The sequence below is a fragment of the Pelagovum sp. HNIBRBA483 genome (assembly GCF_040931995.1).
GTDB lineage: Bacteria > Pseudomonadota > Alphaproteobacteria > Rhodobacterales > Rhodobacteraceae > JAEPMR01.
The window spans coordinates 1,712,049-1,736,899 of the sequence record NZ_CP162412.1 but is presented as its reverse complement, the minus strand read 5'-3'; the positions used below and the strand labels follow the sequence as shown (position 1 = coordinate 1,736,899).

Sequence of the window (24,851 nt, the reverse complement as noted above, 5' to 3'; positions counted from 1 at the left end):
TATGGGCGATATTCTGATTACTGATGACGAACGTGATATTCGCGAACTGATCTCGGACATTCTCAAGGATGAGGGCTACACAACACGCCTTGCGGGGACGTCCGATGAATGCATGGCAGAGATTGAAAAGAGCAAGCCTGCTTTGATGATCCTCGACATCTGGCTCAAGGACAGCGGGATGGACGGCATCGACATCCTCAAAAGCGTCAAACGCGATCACCCCGAGGTGCCAGTGGTGATCATCTCAGGCCACGGCAATATCGAAATTGCCGTCGCAGCGATCAAGCAGGGCGCATACGATTTCATCGAAAAGCCCTTCAATATCGACCAGCTCCTCGTCGTCATCCGCCGCGCGATGGAAACTTCGCGTTTGCGGCGCGAAAACAAGGAATTGAAGCAAGCAGATAAGCCTGTCGCGCAGATGATCGGTGAGAGCGCCGCTTTCAAGGCCATGCGTATCCAGCTCGACAAGGTCACCAAGTCGAACGGCCGTGTGATGCTCTCCGGCGGGGCAGGGTCGGGCAAGGAGGTTGCGGCCCGCTATATCCACCAGAATTCCTCGCGCGCCTCTGCGCCCTTCGTGACGATCAATTGCGCCAGCATAGAACCGGAGCAGATGGAGGTCATTCTCTTCGGGCGTGAGGGCGAGGAGGGCGCCGTCGAGTTGGGCATGCTTGAGCAGGCGAATGGTGGAGTCGTCTACCTAGATGAAGTGGCGGATATGCCCCTCGGAACGCAGTCCAAAATTTTGCGCGTTCTTGTAGACCAGCGTTTCCAGCGGGTTGGCAGCAGTGACAAAATTCAGGTTGATATCCGCTTTGTTTCAAGCACAAACAAGGACTTAACAGCCGAAATTCAATCGGGCCGCTTCCGCGAGGAACTGTTTCATCGGCTGAATGTGGTGCCCATTTCGGTGCCTTCACTTGAAGAACGCAGAGAGGACATCCCGCTTCTCTCGGAGCATTTCATAAAGGAGCTATCAGAGACTCAAGGGCTCCCCATCCGCGAACTGGCTGATGATGCCCGCGCCCTTTTGCAGACGATGCACTGGCCCGGTAACGTGCGCCAATTGAAGAACCTTATGGAACGGGTGCTGATCCTCGGCGATGGCGAGTCCCCCATTTCGGCCCGTGAATTGCCGCAAAACGATCCTTCAGGCGATCATGCTGAAGGCCCGATCGTTCTCGGTGGCGCACTGGCAACTTTGCCGTTGCGGGAGGCCCGAGAACTGTTCGAGCGGGAGTATCTGCTTACCCAGATCAATCGGTTCGGCGGCAATATCAGCCGTACCGCCGCATTCGTTGGAATGGAGCGCTCCGCCTTGCATCGCAAACTGAAGTCGCTTGGCGTCGTCACCTCCAACAAATCCGGCGCGCGCGTGGCCCACGTCGATAGTAACGACAGCTAAAATGCACATTGGAATTGACCCAACAACAGCCATCTGCCATGCCTTTTGCTCTGACAGACGGGGTCTTGGATCATGAAGGTCATCATCTGCGGCGCAGGGCAGGTCGGTTGGCAAATCGCGCGTCACCTTGCCGGTGAGCGTAACGACGTCACCGTGGTAGACAACAATCCCGAATTGGTGCGCCGCGCATCCGAGACATTGGATGTGAACGGCATCGTGGGCCATGCCAGCTACCCCAACGTGCTCGACCGCGCCGGCGCCCGCGATGCGGATATGATCATCGCCGCCACCCATTCCGACGAAGTGAACATGGTGACCTGTCAGGTCGCGCATTCGGTGTTTTCGATCCAGCGCAAGATTGCCCGCCTGCGGGCGCAGGGCTATCTGGACGCGATCTATTCCGATCTGTACCGCCGCGATCACATGCCGATTGACGTGGTGATCTCTCCTGAGAAAGAGGTCGCCGAAGCCGCTTTGCAGCGCCTCGCAGCACCTGCGGCGTTCGATACGGAGAACTTCTTCGATGGCAAGGGCCAGCTTATCGGCATCACCATTGATGAAACCTGCCCTGTAATCAACACACCGCTGCGCCAGTTGACCGATCTCTTTTCGACGCTGAAAGCAATCGTCGTCGGAATCCGCCGCGATGGTACGCTCTTCGCGCCCGAGGCGGGCGATCAGATATTTGCCGGTGATAGCTGTTATGTCTTTACCGACCGCGAAGACCTGAACCGCACATTGGAAATTTTTGGTAAACGTCAAGCCAAACAGGAGCGTGTGGTGATTATCGGTGGCGGCAATGTGGGCCTCGCCGTTGCCAAGCGCCTTGAGCGCCGCGCCGACCGCGTGCGCGTAAAGATGGTCGAGCGTGACCGCGCACAAGCCGAACGCGCCGCCGACGCGCTTGAGCGGACAATCGTGCTCCACGGCGATGGTCTGGATGCCGCCCTTCTGGAGGAAGCGAACGTTTCGTCCGCAGATGCGGTTCTGGCGGTTACGGATGACGATAAGACCAACATGCTGGCGTCAGTGCGGGCGAAGTCGCAAGGCTGCCCGATGGCGATCTGTCTCACGAACGATCCCACTCTGGTTCCATTAATGGGCCCGCTGGATATCGACGCCTACATCAACCCGCGCGCCACCACCGTCAGCTCCATCCTCCGCCACATCCGTCATGGGCGCGTTCGTGGTGTCTATTCCATCGGTGATGCCGAGGCTGAAATGATCGAAGCGCAAGTTCTCGGCACCAGCCCCATCGCGGGGCAAAAACTGCGCGATATCGCCTTTCCCGAAGGCGTGCTCTTGGGTGGTGTGCTGAAGGACGGAAAGGTCGTGAAGCCAACCGGCTCTCTGCGCATCGACGAAGGCGACTCCATCGCGATCTTCGCAATGGCAAGTGATGTTCCCGAGGTTGAGCGCCTCCTGCAAGTGTCGATTGACTACTTCTAATGTTCGCGCGGATTGCAGAGCTTCCATTCCTCGTCGTGTTGATCGGCATCGGCGGTCTGGCGATGTTCGTTCCCGCGGCTCATGGCGCTGCGATCGGTGACATCGAAACAAGCCGGGTGTTCTTTTACTCCGGCCTCTTGGTCGTCATCTTCACAGGGCTTCTCGTCATCAGCACCTTAAACTACCGCCCCGCGCGGGAGGCGCCGTCTTTGCTTGTCGGGCTTCTGGCTGCCTTCGTGGTATTGCCCGCTGTCTTGGCTGTGCCAGTGAACGAGGTGGTGCAATACGCCTCCTTCCTTGATGCGTGGTTCGAAATGGTGTCCGCCCTGACGACAACAGGCGCAACGGTTTTCGATGCCTATTGGCTCTTGCCCTCCACGATCCATCTCTGGCGTGGCATTGTCGCATGGCTGGGTGGTTTACTGTTCTGGATCTGCGCGCTGGCGATTTTTGCACCAATGTCGATCGGTGGGTTCGAAATTCGTGACCGGTTTTCCGAGATGTCAGATTGGTCGGAAATTGGCGGCGTGCAGCGCGTCGCGCCCGCCGACCGCTTGCGCCGGATAAGTGTTGCTCTCGCACCGCTCTATGCAACGTTAACGGTCGTGCTCTGGATCGCGCTTCTCATCGCCGGTGAGGCCCCAACAGCCGCACTGGTGCATGCGATGTCGACCTTATCCACCTCTGGCATTTCTGCCGTTGGCGGGTTTTATCGCGCGGAGTCAGGGCTGGTAGGTGAAGTTCTGGTCTTTGCTTTTTTTGTCTTCGCCTTATCGCGCCTGACTTACAGCCGTGGCCTTATTGCGGAGGAACGCATCCCTTTTTGGCGTGATTCCGAATTGCGGCTCGGGCTTTCTCTTGCAGGGTTTGTCTCGGTCGCTCTTTTTGCGCGGCATTTCCTTGGCGCTTACGATGCCGAGGCATCTGGAGAAGCCACGAATATTTTTCTCGCGTTCTGGGGCGGGTTATTCACCGTCACCTCGTTTCTGACGACGACCGGCTTCGAATCTGCCCATTGGCTCGGGGCGACCGATTGGTCCGGCCTCTCGACACCGGGGCTACTTCTTGTCGGCTTGTCCCTCATCGGCGGCGGTATCGCGACCACGGCAGGCGGGGTCAAACTCCTCCGGGTTTACGCTTTGATGAAACATGGCCAGCGCGAGTTGGAGCGCCTCGTCCATCCCCATTCCATCGGTGGCGCAGGGCAGACCGCACGCCGGATTCGGCGCGAGGGGGCATATGTCGCGTGGATCTTCTTCATGCTGTTTGCCTTTTCCATCGCCGCCACCATCGTGCTGCTCTCGCTCTTCGGTGTCCAATTCGAGACAGGCATGGTGCTCACCGTTGCTGTACTGTCCAATACAGGCCCGCTGGCAGAGATCGCAGGCGAAGCGCCGATTGCATTCTCTGGCTTGCCTGATCCCGCATTGGTTGTGCTTTCCTTGGCAATGATCTTGGGGCGTCTCGAAGCGCTTGCCATTATTGCGATGCTGAATCCGGAATTCTGGCGTCGCTGATCGGTTGAATTTTGCTCTGGAAACTCCGCCATAGCTTCTACATACTTACAGCACGAGGGCGACCGGTCCACGACGACAAGAATAAAGGGATAATCGATGGCTGCCGATAAACAAAACCTTCAGGATGCGTTCTTGAATCACGTCCGGAAGATAAAAGTTCCAGTCACAATTTTCTTGATCAATGGCGTGAAGTTGCAAGGCGTCATCACTTGGTTTGACAGCTTTTGCGTGTTGCTGCGCCGCGATGGGCAGTCGCAATTGGTCTATAAAAGCGCGATTTCCACGATCATGCCGGCACAGCCAATCAATCTCTATGATGGGGAAGAGTAACCGGAATGGAGCATGATAGGCCCGTCACACGGGCCTGGGTTCTGCATCCCGAGCTGAAGAACGACAGGTCGCGGCGTGATAGCGGGCCTGCGCTCGAAGAAGCCGTGGCGCTTGCTGCCGCTTTGCCCGATCTCGATGTCGTCGGCGCGACCGTCGTGCCCTTGCCAAAGGCGCAGCCCGGCATGTTGTTTGGCTCCGGCAAAGTCGAGGAGCTTGCAACGCTGCTCAGCGATAATGAGGTGGAGCTGGTGTTGATTGACGGTCCGGTGACGCCCGTCCAACAGCGCAATCTCGAAAAGGCGTGGAAGGTCAAAATTCTCGACCGGACAGGCCTCATTCTCGAAATTTTCAGCGACCGCGCACGGACCCGCGAGGGCGTGCTTCAGGTCGAAATGGCGGCGCTCAGCTATCAGCGTACGCGCCTCGTCAGGGCATGGACCCACCTCGAACGTCAGCGCGGCGGCCTTGGCTTCGTCGGTGGTCCCGGCGAAACCCAGATCGAGGCCGACAGGCGCGCCATTGACGAACAACTTGTCAGGCTGCGGCGGCAGCTGGACCGCGTCGTCAAAACCCGCGAACTGCACCGCAAATCCCGCGCTAAGGTACCTTTCCCGATTGTCGCGCTGGTCGGCTACACCAACGCCGGAAAGTCCACGCTTTTCAATCGTATGACGGGTGCCGATGTGATGGCGAAAGATATGCTCTTCGCCACATTGGACCCAACGATGCGACGCGTGGAAATGCCAGATGGCAGCGAGGTCATCCTGTCAGATACCGTGGGCTTTATCTCCGATCTTCCAACAGAGCTTGTCGCCGCTTTCCGCGCCACGCTGGAAGAGGTGCTCGAGGCCGATCTCATCCTGCACGTCCGCGATATCAGTCACGAACAATCCGATGAGCAATCCGAGGACGTGCTCGCCATCCTTGGCAGTCTCGGCGTAACAAACGAAACGCCGCAGTTGGAGATTTGGAACAAGATCGACCTGTTGCCAGACGAAGAGCGCGCCGCCACCCGCGAGGTTGCCGCGCGCCGCGATGACATCCTTGCGCTGTCAGCGTGGACGGGCGAAGGGATCGACGACCTCGTTGCCACGATTGCCGAGCGTCTCAAACCCGCGCGGACCGAGGCCGAGTTCACACTCGGCTTCAACGAGGGCCGCAAGCGCGCTTGGCTCTATGATCAAGGCGTCGTGCAAAGCGAAGAAATGACCGATGAAGGCTACCGCTTGAACGTGCTCTGGAGCGGCCTACAGGCAACCCGCTTTTCGCGCCTCTAGCGGGCGCTACTTTCCGGCGTGAGGACAGAAATCCCCACCGCCGCCGCCCGCGCCAACGCGGGATCAAGCGCCATCGGCACATATTCGCCCCGCCTCCAAAGCTGACCCAGATCGTCATAATGGCGGCTCAGTGGGTGTCCCGATTGTCCTGTAGAGATCACGAAGACAGAGCTATCAGGGTCCGCCAGATCATAAACACCGCGATAGGCCGCCGCGTGCACATTCTGATACGGATCTGGCCCTTCACCGGCAGTTTTGCCGCGCATCAGGGTGTTGTCGCCGCCCGATGTCGATTGTCGGATATTCACGAACCAGTTCAGGAGCGGCGCTTCGCCCAGTACAGGGTGATCATGTGTCGCCTCATGCGCATCTCCCCAGCGCAGGGATTCCAGCGTGGTGCCGTAGCGTTCGTCCAGCCAGATGATCGCCTCATCCAGCGCAATCCGCGCCAGATCGGTACAGCTTTCCTCCGGCGCCGACTGGAGCACATCACACCAGCGCGCTGCGCCATCGGTGTCGCGGAACACCCGCTCGATAAACAGCGGCTCGACATGCGTAAACTCATCCGCCAACGGGCCTAGCTCGTCGCGGATCAAGCGATCCTGCAAATGCCGCATCCACGTCGCGTATATCAGCGGCTCCGGCAGGTGTTCGTTCATTTCGCCATTCCATTCAGCGAGCATTTCCAGCGCGATCTGCCGCTTGCGTTCGATCGTACCCTCTGGCGCGGCTTCGCCAGTGAACCACAGATCTTTGCCGACCAACGGCAACAGCGCGCGCGCGGTGAAACTTACCGTATCAAGTTGCGCTTCGATAAAGCTTTCGCGCGTATGCACTTCGCGCACCTGCATCAATCGCCGCCAGCGGTTGATCCGTTGCGTATCTCCCCAATTGAACGACACATGCTCGGGGAAGGGGCGATCAACCGTCTTGTTATTGGTATTTCCTAAAATGCCGCCATCAGGGTCGATGAACTCGGGATTGGCGGCATAGGGCAGGGTGCCTTTCCACTGGTTCTCAGGCAGGTAGCCGAAGGTGGGCAGGCGTCCGAGGCTCTGATGGTTCGGGTCACGCGCTGGCATGCGCCCAACAAGCTTGAAACCGATGCTGTTGCGATCTGCCAGCATCAGGTTTTGCGCGGGCGCAGTATAACCCTCCATCGCGGCGATGCCCGCCTCAACGCTATCGGCCCGCATCAACCGCATTGCGGCGGTCAGGTTCGTGTTTGCAGGGTCAAAGACGGTCCAGCCAACGGTCGTCACATGGCCGGGGGGCCGGATCGTCCCGAGGTCATATTGATCGGGCGGTAGAACCGGCCCGTTTTCCGTCCATTGCAGTTTGATCGTGACCGCAGGCTCACCAGCAACCGGAATAATACTGTCCCGCGTGCGGAACGGCGCCCAGCCCTCGCTTGTGCGGTATTCATCGGGGTTACGCGGATTGACCTCCTCGATGAACACATCCTGATCGTCGAGATAGGCCGATGTCACCCCCCAAGCGAGGTTCGTGTTCCTTCCGCTCAGGATCACAGGTATCCCGGGGATCGTCGCGCCGATGACCCCACCGCTTTGCAGCTCAAGGCGCGCAAGATACCAGATCGCGGGCGCTGTCAGCTCTAAGTGCGGATCGTTTGCCAGCAGGGTCGATCCGGTTGTTGAGCGCGATGGCGCGGCCGCGAATGCGTTCGATGCACCTGCAAGCTCCCGCGTCGAAACAGGTGACAGCGCGTTTTCTGCCATCCGCATGTTAGGCGTGTAGAGCGGCGTATTTGGCACGAGTTCCGCATAGCGGGGCAGGGCCGTGATCGCGTCCCCCGGTGCGTCGGGCATCAGGTCCGGTACGCTCTCCGCGCCCGCCATCAGCGATAGCCGCGCCCGCAAAACCTCGTCTTGGATGTTGCCTGATAGTTGAACCGCCATCAGATTCGAGATCGCGATAGAATCCGCGGGTTGCCACGGCGCGACAGGGTGATTGAACACCCACATCTCCGGCGCTCCGCGCCCACGCGCGCCGTTGTTGATCTGCTCCAGCCACGCATTCACACCGGCCGCATAGGCCTCCAGCGCGGCGGTCGTGTAGTCATCTTGCGCCGCGACCGATTCCCGCGCCAGACTGTGCAGATCAAGCCGCCGCAACAGTTTGTCGATTTCCAGCGTGCGCGGCCCGAACAGTTCAGACAAGCGGCCCTGTACGGTGCGCCGCAGCATTGTCATCTGCCAGAACCTGTCCTGCGCATGGGCAAACCCCAAAGCATAATAGACATCCGGATCGCTCGCCCCAAAGATATGCGGCACGTTGGAATTGTCCCGCACGATCTCGACAGGGGCCATGATCCCCCGCACCGTGAAATCCTCGTCATAATCGGGTAACGAACGCGCGGCAAAAAGATAGGCGATCCACAGAGCCACGACCAGCAGGCCAAACAGCCCTGCCGTCACTCTGAAAAGCCATTTGATGACTGTGCCCATCCCGCGTCTACTTGTCTGCTATTGACCCTGCCTTGCTTGTCGTTACCTATCTGGAACAACATCAACGGGAAAGAGGGAGTGGAGAAGTTATGGCGAAAGTAGCGTTTCTTGGCTTAGGGGTGATGGGCTACCCAATGGCCGGTCATTTGGCAAAGGCCGGACACGAGGTCACAGTTTATAACCGCACCACTTCCAAGGCCGAAAAATGGGTTGCCGAATTTGGTGGCAACTTCGGCAAAACACCTGCCGAGGCGGCCAAGGACGCAGAGTTTGTCATGGCATGCGTCGGCAATGACGATGATCTCCGCTCTGTCTGCACTGGGGCAGATGGCGCATTCTCCGCGATGGCGGCTGGGACTGTCTTCGTGGACCACACCACCGTTTCCGCCGCTGTCACCCGCGAAATGTTCGCCGCTGCGGCCGATGCGCAGATTGCGTTCGTTGATGCCCCTGTTTCCGGTGGCCAAGCGGGTGCGGAGAACGGCCAGCTTGTGGTCATGTGCGGTGGCGATGAGGCCGAATATGCCCGCGCCGAGCCGGTGATTGATGCCTATGCCAAGCTGTGCAAGCGCCTTGGTGAGAGCGGTTCAGGTCAGCTTGCCAAGATGGTAAACCAGATCTGCATCGCGGGCCTCGTTCAGGGTCTGTCTGAGGGGCTGCATTTCGCCGAAAAGGCCGGTCTGGATGGTCGCGCCGTGATCGAGGTAATCGGCGGTGGTGCCGCTGGTAGCTGGCAAATGGTCAACCGTCACGAAACGATGCTTGACGGTCATTTCGAGCACGGCTTTGCAGTTGATTGGATGCGCAAGGATCTGGGCATCTGCCTCGATACAGCAGAGGAAAACGGCGCCAGCCTTCCGGTCACAGCGCTTGTCGATCAGTTCTACAAAGAAGTGCAAAAGATGGGCGGTGGCCGATGGGATACCTCCTCGCTCTTTGCCCGCCTGCGCAAGCTCGACAGCTGAGTAATCCCTCCAAATAGTAAGGGCCGCGAAGCTATTTCGCAGCCCTTTTTCGTGCTTATGCAATGCTTATTTCTCGGGGATCAACCCGCGCGGCGAAAATCTCAGAACCAAAATCAGGATCAAGCCCATCGTCATCAGGCGCATATGCGCAGCCGAGTCCAGCAGATGCGCCCGCAGGCCGCTATCCTCGGCCATGCCCGAAGTGATGAACTGGATAAAGCTCAGGCCCATCGGCTCCACCATCACCCACAGCCACCAGATCAACATACCGCCCAGCACCGCGCCAAAGTTGTTCCCCGAACCGCCGACAATCATCATCACCCAGATCAGGAAGGTAAAGCGCAGTGGCTGGTAGGTGCCCGGTGTCAACTGCCCGTCCAGCGTCGTCATCATCGCGCCAGCGATACCACAGACAGCGGACCCCAGAATAAAGATCTGTAAATGCCGCCGCGTGACATCCTTGCCCATTGCTTCAGCGGCGGTTTCGTTGTCACGGATCGCCCGCATCATCCGGCCCCAAGGGCTGTGGAGCGCCGATTGCGCCATCCACAACAGGATGACGAGAACGATGGTGAACAAAACGCCGTAAGACAGCTTCACAAAGATCGTGGAGGCATAGGTCGGGTCCATCCCCAATCCGGCTGCACGCTCGACAAAGCTCTCGCTTTGCTGGAGGTCAACTTCATAAGGCACCGGCCGCGGTATACCGATGACGTTTTTCACGCCACGCGCCAGCCAGTCCTCGTTCTTCATGACGGCAATGACGATTTCTGCAATCCCCAGCGTGGCAATCGCCAGATAATCCGACCGTAGGCCCAAGGCCGTTTTGCCAATGATCCACGCTGCACCTGCCGCCAGCACCCCGCCAACCGGCCACGCGAGCAGTACTGGCAACCCCAGCCCGCCGAGATAGCCCGTCGCTGCGGGGTCAATCGCCTCAACAGCGCCGACGCCACCGTCAAACACCGCACGGTAGAGGAAAAAGCCCACAATCAGCCACGCGATCATCGCGATGGTGCGGGTCCGCCCCGCGGCCATCCGCTTTGCAATAAGCACCATGCCGACAATCGTCGCGGCACCAAGCGCCAGCCCCGCCAGCACCCGCAACCCGCCAGCAGCCCAAGCCTCGCCTACGGGCGCCATTGCGACCAGCACAGTGGCCAAGCCACCCAGCGCGACAAAGCCCATCACACCGACGTTAAACAGCCCCGCAAAACCCCATTGCAGGTTCACCCCCAGCGACATGATCGCCGAGATCAGCCCCATGTTCAGGACGAGGAGCGCCGTGTTCCAGCCTTGCACCATTCCGGTGCCAATCAGCAAAACCGCCATACCGGCGAAAAGCGCAACAGTTCGCATGTTGTTGGTCATACCGATTTCCCCTTGAACAGGCCTGTGGGCTTAAACAGAAGAACGACCACAAGGATCGCGAATGACACCGCAAATTTGTAATCGGTGGAAAGAAGTTGCATCAGGCCCGAAGGCTCCAACGATTCCGGCGCCCAGTAGGTCAGCACCTTTTTCCATGCATATGTGATCGTCACTTCCGAAAACGCGATCACGAAACCGCCGGCAATCGCGCCAAGCGGGCTTCCCAAGCCGCCTACGATGGCCGAAGCAAAAATTGGCAGAAGCAATTGCAGATAGGTGAACGGCTTGAAGGATTTATCAAGCCCGTAGAGCGTCCCTGCCACGGTCGCCAGTGCTGCAACGATCAGCCAAGTCACCATTACAACGCGATCTGGATTGATCCCCGAAAGCAGCGCCAAATCCTCGTTATCCGAAAACGCGCGCATTGATTTGCCGGTGCGGGTCTTGTTGAGGAACCAAAACAGCACCGCCACAACGATCACCGCCGTTACGATGGTCAACCCTTGCGAGGTCTTAAAGGCCAAACCCTCACTCAGCCCCGTCATCTGCTTGAACTCACGCGCGGTAATAATGAAGCGTTCGCCATCATTGAAGTTTTGATCGTCCACACCAATGATGAAGCGTACCACCCCGTTGAGCACAAACATCACACCCATTGACACGATCACGAGGATCACCGGCTTGGCCTTCTGGCGTCGGTAAAACTGATAAACAGTCTTATCCGTAAAAAGCACCAGCGCCGCGGTCGCCGCGATCCCAAAGGGCAGGGCGAGCAAGGCTGTCGGCAAGAACCCCAAGCTAAGCCCCATCGATTGAAACCACCACGTCACGAGGATCGTCGCCATCGTTCCAAAGGCCATCGTGTCGCCATGCGCAAAGTTCGAAAACCGCAGGATGCCGTAGATCATCGTCACGCCCAACGCGCCGATCGCCAGCTGCGCGCCATAGGCCGTGGCCGGAATGATCACAAAATTGGTCAGGGCCACCAGCCCGTTCAGGAAGTCGATCATCCCTTATCCTCCCAAAAAGCTCTGGCGCACTTCGGGATCGGCAAGAAGCTCCTTGCCAGTGCCCGTATGTGCATTGCGACCTTGCACCAGAACATAGCCGCGATCCGCGATTTCCAGCGCCTGCCGTGCATTCTGTTCGACCATCAGGATCGGAATGCCCGTGCGGGCCACTTCGATGATCCGGTCGAACAACTCGTCCATGACAATCGGGCTCACACCCGCGGTCGGTTCGTCCAGCATCAGCACCTTCGGTTGGGTCATCAAGGCGCGGCCAACGGCGACCTGTTGGCGCTGCCCGCCTGAAAGTTCGCCCGCCGCTTGGTTGCGCTTTTCCTTGAGGATGGGAAAGAGCGAATAGACCTGCTCCATCGTGTCGCGGAAGTCATCCCGCCGGATGAACGCACCCATCTCGAGGTTCTCTTCCACCGTCATCGAGGTGAAGATATTCGAGGTCTGCGGCACAAAGCCCATCCCCTTCACCACGCGCTCCTGCGGCGTCAGCTTGGTGATGTCCTCACCACCGAGCCGAACTGCGCCGGAACGCACATCCAGCATCCCGAAAACCGCCTTCATCGCGGTCGATTTTCCGGCGCCGTTCGGGCCAACGATCACGGCAATCTCGCCGGGGTTCACGGCAATCGTACAGTCATGCAGAATGTCCGGCCCTTTTCCATAGCCGCCGGTCATGCTGTCGCCGATGAGAAACGGTTCGCTCATGCCCCCACCTTATCCTTGTTCTTGAGCCCTGTGCCCAAATAGGCCTCGATCACATGCTCGTTGGCTTTGATCTCATCGAGCGTTCCTTCTGCGAGCACCTTGCCCTCGGCCATACAAATCACCGGATCACAAATCCGCCCGATGAAATCCATGTCGTGTTCAATCACGACGAAGGTGTAATCGCGTTCTTTGTTCAGGCGCACAATCGCATCGCCGATTGTGTTCAACAGCGTCCGGTTCACGCCCGCACCCACTTCGTCAAGGAACACGATCTTGGCATCCACCATCATCGTGCGTCCCAATTCGAGGAGCTTCTTTTGCCCGCCAGAGACTTGCCCCGCCTTGTGATCGGCAAGGTGCTCGATGGTCAGGAATTCCAGCACTTCATCGGCTTTCGCCCGCAACGCGCGCTCTTCATCGGCGATGCGCTTGCGGCCAAACCAAGTATTCCAGAGCTGTTCGCCCGATTGGCCGCTCGGCACCATCATCAGATTTTCGCGGCAGCTCATCGAATGGAACTCATGCGCGATCTGGAAGGTCCGCAGCAATCCTTTATGAAACAGCTCATGGGGCGGCAGGCCGGTGATATCCTCACCTGCCATCGTGACACGCCCGCTCGTTGGTTTAAGAACGCCAGCGATCACATTGAAAAGAGTTGTTTTTCCGGCACCGTTTGGTCCGATCAGGCCGGTAATGGAGCCTGGATTGATCTTCAGGGTCGCCCCGTCCACGGCATGAAAGCCGCCAAAATGCTTGTGAAGATCCTCGACGACGATCATCGCGTTTGCCCCCAGTTTTGCCCCAATAGGCAGTCATCGGTTATGCAAACGGCGCGGGGGGCCCCCCGCGCCGTTCTGTCGTTAATGGTGCACGATCAGCGGAACTGAACAGTTGTGATAACGCCGTCGATCACTTCGATCTGGCGGTAGTTACCGGCGCTCTCGCCGCCACCGATCAGCTCAACAGCCGAGCCGCCCTGATAATCCACTTCGCCGCCATCGGCGAGGATTTGCAGTGCCTTGGCCAGTTCACCCGGATAGATCACTTCACCCGGAGCGTTGGCAACATCCATCACCGCATCCTTGTAGACCATCGGGTCGGTGGAGCCGGTTGCCTGCATGGCGAGCATGATCAGCGCAGCTGCGTCATAGCTCTCAGGTGCAAACGGTGCCGTACCCTGGAAATCGTACTTCGCACCAACCTCTTCCATCATCGCAGCGCCCGGGCTGTCTGTGCCCGGAACCTGACCGGTCGATCCTTCGATCTCATCACCGAAACGCTCCTGCAGGGAGTCACCGATCATGCCGTCAGGCAGGTGGAACGTGTCGAATGCACCGGTGTCGAGCGCGGCGCGGATGATGCCCGGGCCACCTTGGTCGATGTAACCGGCAACAACGAGGCGATCACCGCCAGCAGCAGCCAAAGACGCCACTTCAGCCGAGTAGTCGGCCTTGCCGTCTTCGTGTGCGGCGTTGATGGTGACAGTGCCGCCACGCTCTTCATAAGCAGATTGGAAGCTGTCGGCCAAGCCCTTACCATAGTCGTTGTTGGTATAGGTCACAGCGACCGAGTTGATGCCCTGCTCAAGCAGCACTTCAGCCATCACAACGCCCTGACGCGCATCTGATGGAGCGGTACGGAAGAACAGGCCGTCATCTTCGATCGTCGAAAGCGCAGGCGAGGTCGCGGACGGCGAAATCATCACCATACCGTTTGCCCGTGCAACGTTCTGGAAGGCTGCGGTGGTCGCGCCGGAGCACAGCGCACCAACGATACCGGATACACCCTCAGTGGTGATCAAGCGTTCAGCAGCGGCGGTTGCAAGGCTGGCGTCAATACACGTGCTGTCGCCGCGAACGGCTGAAACAGTCGTGCCACCCAGCAGCAGGCCGCTTTCGGAAACTTCGGCAATCGCTGCTTCAGCTCCGCCAGCCATACCAACGGCGAGCGATTCAGCGGGGCCGGTGAAGCCCAAAAGCACACCGAGTTTGATTTCGTCGGCCTGCGCGGCTCCGGCAAGCAGTGCCATCGTCGCGGTGGCAGTCAGAATCTTTTTCATCATTTTCTCCCTATCGGATCATTGTCCGTTCGCCAGATTACGCAGCCCAAATACAAAATGGAAGCGTTCCCGCGCAGGAAATCGGCCTGTTTTTTGGTAAGTTGCGGGAAATTGACGCCGCGTCACTGCGCAATCGCAGGTGATCAGATCGAGAGCCGCGTCGCGTGGCTGCCCCGCTCGCGATAGGGTGTCGTGTCATAGTGGGACCGGTAGCACTTCGAAAAATGCGACGGCGAGGCAAAACCACAAGCCAAGGCCACGTTGATCACGCTCATATCCGTCTGCATCAACAGGTTGCGCGCCTTTTGCAGGCGCAGTTCCATGTAGTAGCGCTTCGGGCTGCGGTTCAGATAGCGACGGAACAAGCGTTCAAGCTGCCGCGTCGACATGCCCACATCCTTTGCCAGTACAGCAGGGCTGATCGGCTCTTCGATGTTTTGTTCCATAATCTGGATAACCCGGCTCAGTTTCGGATGCCGGACCCCGATCCGCGTCGGGATCGAAAGGCGCTGCGTATCTTGGTCAGTGCGGATGGACGAGTAAATCAACTGGTCCGCCACGGCATTGGCCAGTTCTTCGCCGTGATCGTCCGCAATGATCTTCAGCATCAGGTCGATGGAGGCCGTGCCGCCCGCGGTTGTCATGCGGTTGCCATCCACCACAAAGACCGACTTCGTCAGCGTCACTTCTTCGAATTCTTCAGCAAAACTGTCCTGATTTTCCCAGTGGATCGTTGCTTTCTTCCCATCCAGCAGGCCCGCCTTTGCCAATGTGTAGCCAGCGGTACAAAGGCCCGCCATCCGTACCCCGCGCCGCGCTTCGCGGCGGAGCCAGCTGACGATCCGCTTGGTGGTGGCCTTTTGCACATCCACACCGCCGCAAACCATAACCACGTCGTCACGCGACAACTCGCCCAACTCCATCTGGAGTTTGAACTCGGTTCCGTTCGAGCAGATCACGGTATCGCCATCTTCGCCTGCAAGCACCCAATCGTAGAGTTTCTTGTTCGCCATGCGGTTAGCGATTCGCAGGCTCTCGACAGCCGAGGCGAAACAAAGCATTGTGAAATTGTCGAGAAGCACAAAAACGTAACGTTTTGGCTTACTTGGCGCATCCACTTCAACGATCTGTGGCTGGATTTCCATGCAACTTTTACTTCTACAAATGGCAATGAATTCACCATGACCAGTTTTACACGCGCGGTTCAAGGGGTATTGAAAGCGTCAAACCGTGTCGTTTCGCTCCCCTGCGGCATCGCCGGACCGCCTTTTTCGATTGGCCCTCCACGCCAGCCGGTCTATAAGCGCGTCCTGATACCGCTAACCAGCGAAAGCACCTGTTAAAGTGAACAATGGAGACACCAATGAGTGAGTGGCAAAAATCTGACTGGCGCAACAAGCCTCGCGTTCAGATGCCCGAGTATACCGACGAAGCCAGCCTGAAAGCCGTTGAAGGCAAGCTGGCAGGGTATCCGCCGTTGGTGTTTGCAGGGGAGGCACGTCGCCTGAAAGCCCATCTTGGTGCCGTGAGCCGTGGCGAAGCGTTTTTGCTTCAGGGCGGTGACTGCGCCGAAAGCTTTGCTGAATTTTCTGCCGACCAAATTCGCGACACCTTCAAGGTGATGCTGCAGATGGCGATGGTCCTGACCTACGGTGCGAAAGTTCCGGTAGTCAAAGTTGGCCGCATGGCCGGCCAGTTCGCCAAACCGCGCTCGGCTCCCACCGAGACGATCGACGGCGTCGAACTGCCCAGCTACCGCGGCGACATCATCAATGGCTTCGATTTCAACACCGATGCCCGCATCCCTGATCCGGACCGCATGCTGCAAGCCTACACCCAAGCGGCCGCCACGCTGAACCTTCTGCGTGCCTTCTCCACGGGTGGCTTTGCCGATATCCACCGCGTCTACCAGTGGACCCTTGGCTTCACCGATGCGCCCGAGGCCGAGAAGTACCGCGAGATGGCCCAGCGCATTTCTGACTCGCTGGATTTCATGACTGCCGCTGGCCTGACCGGCGAGACGAACCACGAGCTGAGCACCGTTGACTTCTACACCAGCCACGAAGCGCTCTTGCTGGAATACGAAGAAGCGCTTTGCCGTCTCGATTCCACCTCCGGCAAATGGCTCGCCGGTTCCGGCCACATGATCTGGATCGGGGATCGTACCCGCCAGCCTGACGGCGCGCATGTCGAGTTCTGCAAGGGCGTGCAAAACCCGATCGGCCTAAAATGCGGCCCCTCGATGACTTCCGGTCACCTCAAGGCGCTGATGAGCGCGCTGAACCCCGAAAACGAGCCGGGTCGCCTGACCCTGATTGCACGCTTCGGCGCGGGTTCGGTAGGCGAGCACCTGCCGCGCCTCGTGAAGGCAGTCCAGGAAGAGGGCGCAAATGTTGTGTGGTCCTGTGACCCGATGCACGGCAACACGATCAAATCCACTTCCGGCTACAAAACCCGCCCGTTCGACAGCGTTCTGCGCGAAGTCCGCGAGTTCTTCCAAGTGCACAATGCCGAAGGCACGATCCCCGGCGGTGTCCACTTCGAGATGACCGGCAAGGACGTGACCGAATGCACCGGCGGTGTCCGTGCGGTAACGGATGAAGACCTCTCCGATCGCTACCACACCGCTTGCGACCCGCGTTTGAATGCCTCGCAATCGCTTGAACTGGCCTTCCTTGTCGCCGAGGAGCTTTCCAACCGGCGCACCAAGCTGGCCGACGCCGCGGCAGTTTAGGCGCGGAAAACACAGCAAACGGCCCGCTGCAAGATCGCCGCGGGCCGCTTTTCGATTTATCGGAGGGCCAGCCATGATCCATTCAATGACGGCATTCGCCTCCAAACGCAGCACCGAGCAGGGCCTTGCTTGGGTGTGGGATCTGCGCAGCGTCAACGCACGCGGCCTCGATATACGGCTGCGCTTGCCCGAAGGCATTGAAGGGCTCGAACAAGCTGTGCGCGGCGCGATCAGCGCGGCGATGAAGCGCGGCAGTATCTCGCTCAGCTTGAAGATGGCGCGCGAAGCCAGCGACGTCCCACTGACCCTCGATCCCGCGCAACTCGACCGCACACTTGAAGCGCTTCGCCTTGTGCAAGAGCGCGCAGGCCGCATCGGGGTCAATCTTTCTGCCCCGTCGCCCGCCGAAATCCTATCCCAGCGCGGCGTGATGACCGCCCGTGAGGATGACAGCACTACCGAGAGCCTGCTTCCCACTTTGCAAGCCGACCTTGAGAGCCTCCTCAAAGATTTCCTCGCAATGCGCGCCCGCGAAGGGGCATTGATCGCCGATGTGCTCATCGGTCAACTGACCGAAATTGAAAGCCTCGTCGCTCAAGCCCAAACCGCCGCCGAGAGCCGCCGCGACGTCCAAAAACAAGCCGTCACCGATGCGCTTGCCCGCGTGCTCGATACCGGCGCAGAGGTTGATCCCGAACGCCTCCATCAAGAACTTGCCCTGATCGCCATCAAGGCCGATGTCACCGAAGAGATCGACCGTCTCCGCGCCCATATCGCCGCCGCGCGTGCGCTGATGGAGAAAGGTGGCGCTGTCGGGCGCAAGCTGGATTTTCTCGCGCAGGAATTTAACCGCGAGGCCAATACCCTCTGTTCAAAATCCCAGTCCAAGGAGCTCACCTCCATAGGGCTTGATTTGAAAGCCGCGATCGAACAAATGCGCGAGCAAATACAAAACTTGGAGTAACCATGACCGATACCGGCGCCCGCCGTGGCCTGCTGATCATTGTTTCATCACCCTCCGGCGCCGGAAAGTCGACGCTCTCCCGCCGGTTGCGGGAATGGGATCCCTCCATCCGCTTTTCCGTCTCCGCCACAACCCGCGCCCCGCGCTCGGGCGAGGAAGATGGCCGCGAATACTACTTCCGCAGCCGCGACACTTTCCAGGAAATGGTCCGCAACGGTGATATGCTCGAACATGCCGAGGTCTTTGGCAATCTCTACGGTAGTCCCCGCGGCCCCGTTGAGGACGCGATGCACGAAGGTTGCGATACGCTCTTCGATATCGATTGGCAGGGCGGCCAACAGATCCGAAATTCCAGCCTTGGGAAGGATGTCGTATCAATCTTCATCCTGCCGCCTTCAATGGTCGAGCTGGAGCGCCGCCTCCGCGACCGTGGGCAAGACAGCGCCGAGGTCATCGATGGCCGCATGCAAAAGAGCTTGGCCGAGGTCAGCCATTGGGCCGAATATGACTATGTGCTGGTTAACGAAGATGTCGATCAATGCACCGAAGAGCTGAAAACAATTCTCACAGCCGAGCGTCTGCGCCGCGACCGCCAGCCTTGGCTCAACGAGTTCGTGCGTAAACTGAACGCAGAATATGAGGCACAGTAATGATCTACGCGCTCGATGGCCGTACACCCCAAATTGACCCCACTGCTTGGGTCGCGCCAGATGCCAATATCATCGGTGGGGTCATTCTAGAGGCTGACAGCTCCGTCTGGTTCGGCGCAACGCTGCGCGGCGACAACGAAGACATCACTGTCGGGCAGGGGAGCAACGTGCAAGAAAACGCCGTACTTCATACCGATATGGGATTCCCGTTGGTGATTGGCGCGGGCTGTACCATCGGGCATAAAGCGATGCTGCACGGCTGCATCATCGGTGAGAATTCGCTGATCGGTATGGGCGCAACGGTGCTCAACGGCGCCAAGATCGGGCGCAATTGCCTGATCGGGGCAGGGGCTTTGGTGACAGAAGGCAAGGAAATCCCCGATAACAGCCTCGTCGTCGGCGCGCCCGGCAAAGTGATCCGCACGCTGGACGAGGCCGCCATAGAGGGCTTGCGTAAATCTGCGCTCGGTTATCAGAGCAATGCCCGCCGCTTCCGCAGTGGGCTGACAGTTCTTTCCCGCTAGAGCGCCATCGTCTGCAGCAGTTCCGGCGTCAGTTCTAGGATTTCAAAATCGACGCTCGGTGCGAGCCGTGTCACCTCTTGCACGATCAAGCCGCTGCTTTCGACCGGATCAGAAATCACCCGATACCGTCCCGGAAAACCTGCCGCCTCAAGCACCTGCGCGATCTCCGTCGCGTCAAACCCATTGCCGATCAGCGCGGATAACACCACATCCGGTGTGATTTTTCGCACCGTCTCAACACTCAAATCTGCAATATCAACAAAGTGATACCCGTCGCTGCGCACAGCAGGCAGCTTATAAACATCTCCAAACCGATACCTGCCGACGATGAGCATCGACGGCAATTCACTCGGTTTCGCAGCGGCGCTGGTCATCCCCAACACGGCACACTCCCCCAAAACAAAGCCAAACCCTTTTGTGCAAAAACCCTGATGCGGTTTCAGCTTTCTTCCCCGAATCCGAGCATATCCGCATGTTTGCGCCCTGCAAAGTACGCCGCATGCTTTTTTGATATTTGTGTTCAAAGCGGTGCGGTTCTCCGCTATGGCTCGCGCATGAAAGTTGATTTGAACGATCTGCTTGCCGCTTCTCCCTTGCCCCAAATCGCAATTGGGGGCGATGAGCGTATCGTTGCGATTAACGCCGCCGCCGAGGCGCTATTCGGGCCGGATATGATCGGCCGCCATTACATCCGCGCCGTGCGCCAGCCTGCTGTTCTCGATGAAATCGAAGTGGCATTGCAAAGCGGTACGCGACGTGATGCACGCTACCTCGGGCGATCCGGCAGTCAGGAAATTGCGTTTCGTGTCACCATCGCGCCTTTGGCGATCGAGGGCCGAAACGAAGCACTTCTCGTCTCCTTCGAAGATACCAGCGCCGTCGAGGAAGCAGACCGCATGCGCAGCGATTTCATCGCCAATCTCAGCCATGAATTGCGCTCTCCTTTAACCTCGCTGATCGGCTTTGTTGAAACCCTGCGCGGGCCTGCGCGGAACGATCCCGAGGGCCAGCAGCGCCTGCTGGCGATCATGGAACGTGAGAGCAGGCGGATGATCATGCTGGTCGAAGATCTCATGTCTCTCAGCCGTGTTGAGGCCACCGAGCGCCAGCGCCCGTCCGATCCAGTGGACTTGCCCAAGGTGATCGAGAATGTCGTGGCGCGACTTGAACCAATGATTGCGCAGAGCGCCTCCCGCGTTGAAGTGTCCGTATCGAAAGATTTCCAGCAAGTGCGCGGTTCGGCGCAGCAACTTGAACAGGTCGTCTCGAATCTTATTGAAAACGCCCTGAAATACGGTGGCGGTACACCTGTCACCGTGTCGCTCGAAGGCCCCCAAGTGGAGAGTCTTCTCAGCGGGCAGGGCGTGTGCCTTCGGGTTGCCGATCAAGGTCCGGGAATCGCGTCGCATCACCTTCCCCGCCTGACGGAGCGGTTCTACCGTGTTGACAGTCACCGCGCGCGCGAGGCCGGCGGAACAGGTCTTGGCCTCGCGATCGTCAAGCACATCGTGAACCGCCATCGTGGCCGCATGCGGATCGAAAGCACATTAGGGCAGGGGACCACAATCAAGGTACTACTCCCTTTGGTCTAGCGCTCTAATCGTATGATGCAGAAACTCCGCTAACTTTCTGGCGCAAAGCACCGTTGTTCTATTCGAGTTTATCGAGAGGACAGAAAATGCGTTATGCCTTCCCAATTATCGCCGCTGCGTTAGTCGCCGCCGCTGGCTCCGCCGTGGCCCGCGACAATGTCGTCGCTGCCGGTTCGTCAACTGTGCGCCCGTTTGCAGATGCAGTTGCCGCGAATTTCTCCGGCCCCGCCCCCGAGATCTCCTCTGGTGGATCCTCGGGTGGTCTGCGGCTCTTTTGTGCGGGCGTTGGCGTCGAAACGTCAGACATTGCCCATGCATCCCGCCCGATCAAGGCAAGTGAAATCGCCACTTGCGCAGCAAACGGCGTGACCGACATCATCGAAATTCGCTTCGGTTATGATGGCGTTGTCTTTGCCTCCGGTTTCGGCGGTTCGGCGCTTGATTTGACCCCATCTGACTACTTCGCGGCAACCGTCGAACAGCTACCAGTCGACGGGCAGCTGGTTCCCAACCCCAACAGCATGTGGTCGGATGTAAACCCAGCATTCTCACCGCTGCCGCTCAGCATTCACGTTCCGGGCACCATCCATGCCACGCGTGAACTTCTTGACGAAAAGATGATGGAAGAAGGCTGCGTCGAAAGCGGCGCTCGCGACGAGTTCGTCAAGATCCTCGGCGTTGCGCGCGCTGATGATGCCTGCCTCGCACTCCGGACGGACGGCGTCGTGATGGAGAATAACACGCCCACTCTTGCGACCACTGTGACCATGCTCCAAGCAGATGTGAACGGCATCGGTGCGTTCTCCCTGAGCATGTTCCTCGATAACTTTACCCAGCTGCTGCCCTCCACGGTGATGGGTGTCTATCCCTCCGCTGAAACAATCGCAGACGGCTCCTACCACCTTGGTCGCCCGCTGTACTTCTATGTGAAGGCGGCGCATCTGGATGTGGTCCCAAGCCTGCGTGATTGGGTGAATTTCTTCATCTCTGATGCGGTCGCCGGTGCCGGCGGCACGCTCCAGCCACTTGGCTTGGTTGCCGATCCAAAATTGGCAGAAACCCGCGCCGCGTTTGAGGCCGGAAAGACCATCGGTCAATAAAAAGCGCTAGAAATTTGCACAGTAATAAAGGGAGCGGACATTCCGCTCCCTTTTTCATTTGGGGCTGGTTTTATGCGCCGCGAATATCCGGCGCGAACTGGCGTTATCTGCCGCTCGTAACTGGTCATTTGATCCGGTGCGATCCCCCTTAAAAGCTGATGAAATAGATTATTTGGCGCAAAAATACGGAATTTGATCAAAAATCGGCAATAGGGTCGCTCCGCCCATTGCCTCTTTGGAAATCCCCCGTAAACTTCGCGCAAATCGCCATGCCTCAAAAGCAGAAGGACACAGTCGAATGACGGACTTTTCAGCATTCAAGATCGACGTAAACCTGATCGGCGGAGAGTGGCGTTCGCCTGCTGCTGACAGCGCGATCACGGTCACCAATCCGGCTTCCGGCGAGGTGCTCGGCACGGTCCCGAATTTCGGCTCTGCCGAAACGCGCGAGGCGATTGATGCGGCACATGCTGCTTTTCCTGATTTCGCCGCCAGCGATCTCAACACCCGCGTCGGCCTCCTGCGCAAATTGCATGATGCCTTGATGGATAATCAGGAAGCGCTCGCCGCGCTTCTTACCGCCGAACAAGGCAAGCCGCTGGCCGAATCCCGTGGCGAAATCGCCATCGGTGCCGCCTATGTCATGTGGTTTGCCGAAGAGGTGCGCCGCACCAAGGGCGAAATCGTTCCCTCTCCGGTCAATGGCCGCCGCCTGCTGGTCACGCACCACCCCGTTGGTGTCGTCGGCGCAATCACACCGTGGAACTTCCCGTCCTCCATGCTCGCGCGCAAACTCGGGCCTGCGCTGGCGGTTGGCTGTACCACTGTGGTCAAGCCCGCGTCGCTCACGCCTTATTCCGCCCTCGCATGGGGTAAACTGGCCGAGGATGTCGGCTATCCCGCAGGCGTCGTGAACGTTGTCACCGGCTCCGCCCGCGCCATCGGCGGCACGATCATGGAAGACAGCCGCGTCCGCAAAGTCACCTTCACCGGCTCTACTGAGGTCGGAAAGGAACTCATCCGCCAGTCCGCCGACACGGTGAAGAAAGTATCGATGGAGCTGGGCGGCAACGCGCCGTTCATCGTCTTTGATGATGCCGATCTCGACCGTGCCGTTGCCGGCGCGATGATCGCCAAATACCGCAACTCCGGCCAGACCTGCGTCTGCGCCAACCGCATCTACGTTCAGTCCGGCATCTACGATGCCTTCGTGAAGCGCCTGAGCGAGGCGACCGACGCGCTGAAAGTCGGTCCCGGCAATGAGGCGGGCGTCGAGCAGGGCCCGCTCGTCGATCAGGGCGCCTTCGATAAGGTGAAAGAACTGGTGGACGACGCGATGGCCCACGGCGCAACCTGCACCGCTGGCGGCGGGGGTCACGCCCTCGGCGGAACGTGGTTCCAGCCAACCGTTCTCACCGGCGTCACCACCGATATGAAGATCGCCAGCGAGGAGATCTTCGGACCCGTTTCCGCGATCTTCAAGTTCGAGACAGAAGAGGAAGTTGTCTCCGCTGCCAACGACACCGATTTCGGTCTGGCTGCCTATGTCTACACCACCGATCTCGCCCGCGCTTTCCGGATGAATACCGGCCTGCAATACGGCCTTATCGGTATCAATGAGGGCCTGATCACCACCGTCGAGGCCCCTTTCGGCGGCATGAAAGAAAGTGGCTTGGGCAAAGAGGGCGGCAGCCAAGGCATTGCCGACTATCTCGATACCAAATACGTCTGTATCGGCGGGATCTGATCCTGCAAGGGAGCGCTCCGGCGCTCCCTTTTTTTAGGTTTGCGTCAGATGTGCGCTGACCTGTTCGGCAATCATCGCGCTCACGCGTTCGTTGCTTTCCTCGGTTACCCCAGCGATATGCGGTGTCAGGATCAGGTTCGGCACATCGGCAAAGCGTGCTGCGGTTTCGGCATCCAACGGCTCGTTTTCAAAAACGTCCAGCGCCGCACCGGCCAGTTTTCCGGCTTTCAGCGCGGCTGCCAAGGCCAGTTCATCCACCACGCCGCCCCGCGCCGCATTGATCAAAACCGCGCGCTCTTTCATCCCCGCAAGCGCGACCGCATCTATCATATGCCGCGTTGAGTCGGTCAGTGGCACATGCAAGCTGATCACATCCGCCGCTTTCAGTACCTCGCCAAGGGGCGCGCATTCTGCACCTTCCCACGCCGCATGATCGGCGGGCAGGAACGGGTCATAACCGATAATCTTCATGCTCAGCGCACGACCGATCCGCGCGGTGTCACGCGCAATCGCGCCATAGCCCACCAGCCCGAGCACCTTGCCGGAAATCTCGCGCCCACTTGCGGCCTGCCGCGGCCAAGCACCGGCGCACATCTCCGCACGCCGGTCATAGGCCCCGCGCAAGAGCATCGCGCCAGTGGTGATCACATATTCCGCCACCGAAAGGTTGTTCGCCCCAAATGCCGGATAAACGGTGACGTCCCGCGCGGCACAGGCCTCTTGGTCGATATTGTCGAGCCCGACACCCAAGCGCCCGACGCAGCGCAGCTGCGGCGCGGCAGCGAGCAAGGCGTCCGTTACCTGCGTCCGGTTCCGCACAATCAGCGCGGATGCATCGGCCAACAGGGCAGGGATCGTCTCCTGCGCATCGGCAAGGCTCGGGTCATAGGTCACATCAAACCGCGCGGACAGCTCCGCAACCGCTGCCTCATCCATGAATTCACTGATGATGATTTTCATTCCGCGCCC

Annotated in this window: 22 protein-coding genes; 13 read left to right on the top strand and 9 right to left on the bottom strand. The window is 59.0% G+C overall.

All coding sequences use genetic code 11. From position 1 onward, the window contains the following. Position 1 precedes the first annotated feature (1 nt). The 5 genes from AB1E42_RS08600 to hflX all read left to right on the top strand — a co-directional run bounded on the left by AB1E42_RS08600 (position 2) and on the right by hflX (position 5,981). Positions 2 to 1,408, top strand: a complete 1,407-nt coding sequence (locus AB1E42_RS08600; RefSeq protein WP_368343837.1) for a sigma-54-dependent transcriptional regulator — start codon at positions 2 to 4, stop codon at positions 1,406 to 1,408. Between the two features lie 72 nt (positions 1,409 to 1,480). Beyond that, a complete protein-coding gene (gene trkA / locus AB1E42_RS08595) occupies positions 1,481 to 2,857 on the top strand; it encodes a Trk system potassium transporter TrkA (protein ID WP_368343836.1) in 1,377 nt (458 codons plus the stop codon). Continuing rightward, the gene (locus AB1E42_RS08590) at positions 2,857 to 4,374 is read left to right on the top strand and encodes a TrkH family potassium uptake protein (protein ID WP_368343835.1); all 1,518 of its coding nucleotides are present in this window, start codon (positions 2,857 to 2,859) and stop codon (positions 4,372 to 4,374) included. The genes trkA and AB1E42_RS08590 overlap by 1 nt, the downstream gene beginning before the upstream one ends. A gap of 96 nt (positions 4,375 to 4,470) precedes the next feature. Continuing rightward, entirely contained in the window at positions 4,471 to 4,704 is a 234-nt protein-coding gene (gene hfq, locus AB1E42_RS08585; RefSeq protein ID WP_368343834.1) for an RNA chaperone Hfq, read from the top strand. A gap of 5 nt (positions 4,705 to 4,709) precedes the next feature. After that, a complete protein-coding gene (hflX, locus tag AB1E42_RS08580; protein WP_368343833.1) occupies positions 4,710 to 5,981 on the top strand; it encodes a GTPase HflX in 1,272 nt (423 codons plus the stop codon). Here hflX and AB1E42_RS08575 read toward each other — a convergent pair. After that, positions 5,978 to 8,449, bottom strand: a complete 2,472-nt coding sequence (locus tag AB1E42_RS08575; RefSeq protein WP_368343832.1) for a penicillin acylase family protein — start codon at positions 8,447 to 8,449, stop codon at positions 5,978 to 5,980. The genes hflX and AB1E42_RS08575 overlap by 4 nt on opposite strands. A gap of 89 nt (positions 8,450 to 8,538) precedes the next feature. Here AB1E42_RS08575 and AB1E42_RS08570 point away from each other — a divergent pair, with 89 nt between their 5' ends. Then, positions 8,539 to 9,414, top strand: a complete 876-nt coding sequence (locus AB1E42_RS08570; RefSeq protein ID WP_368343831.1) for an NAD(P)-dependent oxidoreductase — start codon at positions 8,539 to 8,541, stop codon at positions 9,412 to 9,414. Between the two features lie 66 nt (positions 9,415 to 9,480). Here AB1E42_RS08570 and AB1E42_RS08565 read toward each other — a convergent pair whose 3' ends face one another. The 6 genes from AB1E42_RS08565 to AB1E42_RS08540 all read right to left on the bottom strand — a co-directional run bounded on the left by AB1E42_RS08565 (position 9,481) and on the right by AB1E42_RS08540 (position 15,716). Continuing rightward, positions 9,481 to 10,785 carry a branched-chain amino acid ABC transporter permease gene (locus AB1E42_RS08565; protein WP_368343830.1) on the bottom strand — a complete coding sequence of 435 codons (1,305 nt, stop codon included), beginning with the start codon at positions 10,783 to 10,785 and terminating at the stop codon, positions 9,481 to 9,483. Then, complete coding sequence (locus AB1E42_RS08560) at positions 10,782 to 11,792, bottom strand: branched-chain amino acid ABC transporter permease (protein ID WP_368346397.1); 1,011 nt, start codon at positions 11,790 to 11,792, stop codon at positions 10,782 to 10,784. The genes AB1E42_RS08565 and AB1E42_RS08560 overlap by 4 nt, the downstream gene beginning before the upstream one ends. A 6-nt stretch (positions 11,793 to 11,798) precedes the next feature. After that, entirely contained in the window at positions 11,799 to 12,512 is a 714-nt protein-coding gene (locus AB1E42_RS08555) for an ABC transporter ATP-binding protein (RefSeq protein WP_368343829.1), read from the bottom strand. Beyond that, on the bottom strand, positions 12,509 to 13,291 hold the full coding sequence (locus tag AB1E42_RS08550) for an ABC transporter ATP-binding protein (RefSeq protein ID WP_368343828.1): 783 nt from the start codon (positions 13,289 to 13,291) through the stop codon (positions 12,509 to 12,511). The genes AB1E42_RS08555 and AB1E42_RS08550 overlap by 4 nt, the downstream gene beginning before the upstream one ends. A 95-nt stretch (positions 13,292 to 13,386) precedes the next feature. Next, the gene (locus AB1E42_RS08545; protein ID WP_368343827.1) at positions 13,387 to 14,571 is read right to left on the bottom strand and encodes an ABC transporter substrate-binding protein; all 1,185 of its coding nucleotides are present in this window, start codon (positions 14,569 to 14,571) and stop codon (positions 13,387 to 13,389) included. A 143-nt stretch (positions 14,572 to 14,714) separates the two neighbouring features. Beyond that, positions 14,715 to 15,716 carry a GlxA family transcriptional regulator gene (locus AB1E42_RS08540; protein ID WP_368343826.1) on the bottom strand — a complete coding sequence of 334 codons (1,002 nt, stop codon included), beginning with the start codon at positions 15,714 to 15,716 and terminating at the stop codon, positions 14,715 to 14,717. A gap of 218 nt (positions 15,717 to 15,934) precedes the next feature. Here AB1E42_RS08540 and AB1E42_RS08535 point away from each other — a divergent pair, with 218 nt between their 5' ends. The 4 genes from AB1E42_RS08535 to AB1E42_RS08520 all read left to right on the top strand — a co-directional run bounded on the left by AB1E42_RS08535 (position 15,935) and on the right by AB1E42_RS08520 (position 19,443). Further along, entirely contained in the window at positions 15,935 to 17,305 is a 1,371-nt protein-coding gene (locus AB1E42_RS08535) for a class II 3-deoxy-7-phosphoheptulonate synthase (RefSeq protein ID WP_368343825.1), read from the top strand. Positions 17,306 to 17,378: 73 nt separating this feature from the next. Continuing rightward, positions 17,379 to 18,269: a YicC/YloC family endoribonuclease gene (locus AB1E42_RS08530; protein WP_368343824.1), complete on the top strand. Its 891-nt coding sequence runs from the start codon at positions 17,379 to 17,381 to the stop codon at positions 18,267 to 18,269. Between the two features lie 2 nt (positions 18,270 to 18,271). After that, complete coding sequence (gene gmk, locus AB1E42_RS08525; RefSeq protein ID WP_368343823.1) at positions 18,272 to 18,919, top strand: guanylate kinase; 648 nt, start codon at positions 18,272 to 18,274, stop codon at positions 18,917 to 18,919. Continuing rightward, positions 18,919 to 19,443, top strand: a complete 525-nt coding sequence (locus AB1E42_RS08520) for a gamma carbonic anhydrase family protein (protein WP_368343822.1) — start codon at positions 18,919 to 18,921, stop codon at positions 19,441 to 19,443. The genes gmk and AB1E42_RS08520 overlap by 1 nt, the downstream gene beginning before the upstream one ends. Here the strand turns inward: AB1E42_RS08520 and AB1E42_RS08515 are convergent. Next, positions 19,440 to 19,826, bottom strand: a complete 387-nt coding sequence (locus AB1E42_RS08515) for a hypothetical protein (RefSeq protein WP_368343821.1) — start codon at positions 19,824 to 19,826, stop codon at positions 19,440 to 19,442. The genes AB1E42_RS08520 and AB1E42_RS08515 overlap by 4 nt on opposite strands. A gap of 171 nt (positions 19,827 to 19,997) precedes the next feature. Here AB1E42_RS08515 and AB1E42_RS08510 point away from each other — a divergent pair, with 171 nt between their 5' ends. The 3 genes from AB1E42_RS08510 to AB1E42_RS08500 all read left to right on the top strand — a co-directional run bounded on the left by AB1E42_RS08510 (position 19,998) and on the right by AB1E42_RS08500 (position 23,882). Then, positions 19,998 to 21,035, top strand: a complete 1,038-nt coding sequence (locus tag AB1E42_RS08510) for an ATP-binding protein (protein WP_368343820.1) — start codon at positions 19,998 to 20,000, stop codon at positions 21,033 to 21,035. Between the two features lie 86 nt (positions 21,036 to 21,121). After that, complete coding sequence (locus AB1E42_RS08505; protein WP_368343819.1) at positions 21,122 to 22,135, top strand: substrate-binding domain-containing protein; 1,014 nt, start codon at positions 21,122 to 21,124, stop codon at positions 22,133 to 22,135. A gap of 298 nt (positions 22,136 to 22,433) precedes the next feature. Beyond that, complete coding sequence (locus tag AB1E42_RS08500; RefSeq protein ID WP_368343818.1) at positions 22,434 to 23,882, top strand: NAD-dependent succinate-semialdehyde dehydrogenase; 1,449 nt, start codon at positions 22,434 to 22,436, stop codon at positions 23,880 to 23,882. Between the two features lie 33 nt (positions 23,883 to 23,915). On the opposite strand, the gene AB1E42_RS08495 is transcribed toward AB1E42_RS08500, so the two are convergent. Continuing rightward, positions 23,916 to 24,842 (bottom strand): hydroxyacid dehydrogenase, encoded by a 927-nt coding sequence (locus tag AB1E42_RS08495; protein WP_368343817.1) that lies wholly within the window; start codon positions 24,840 to 24,842, stop codon positions 23,916 to 23,918. Positions 24,843 to 24,851 lie beyond the last annotated feature (9 nt).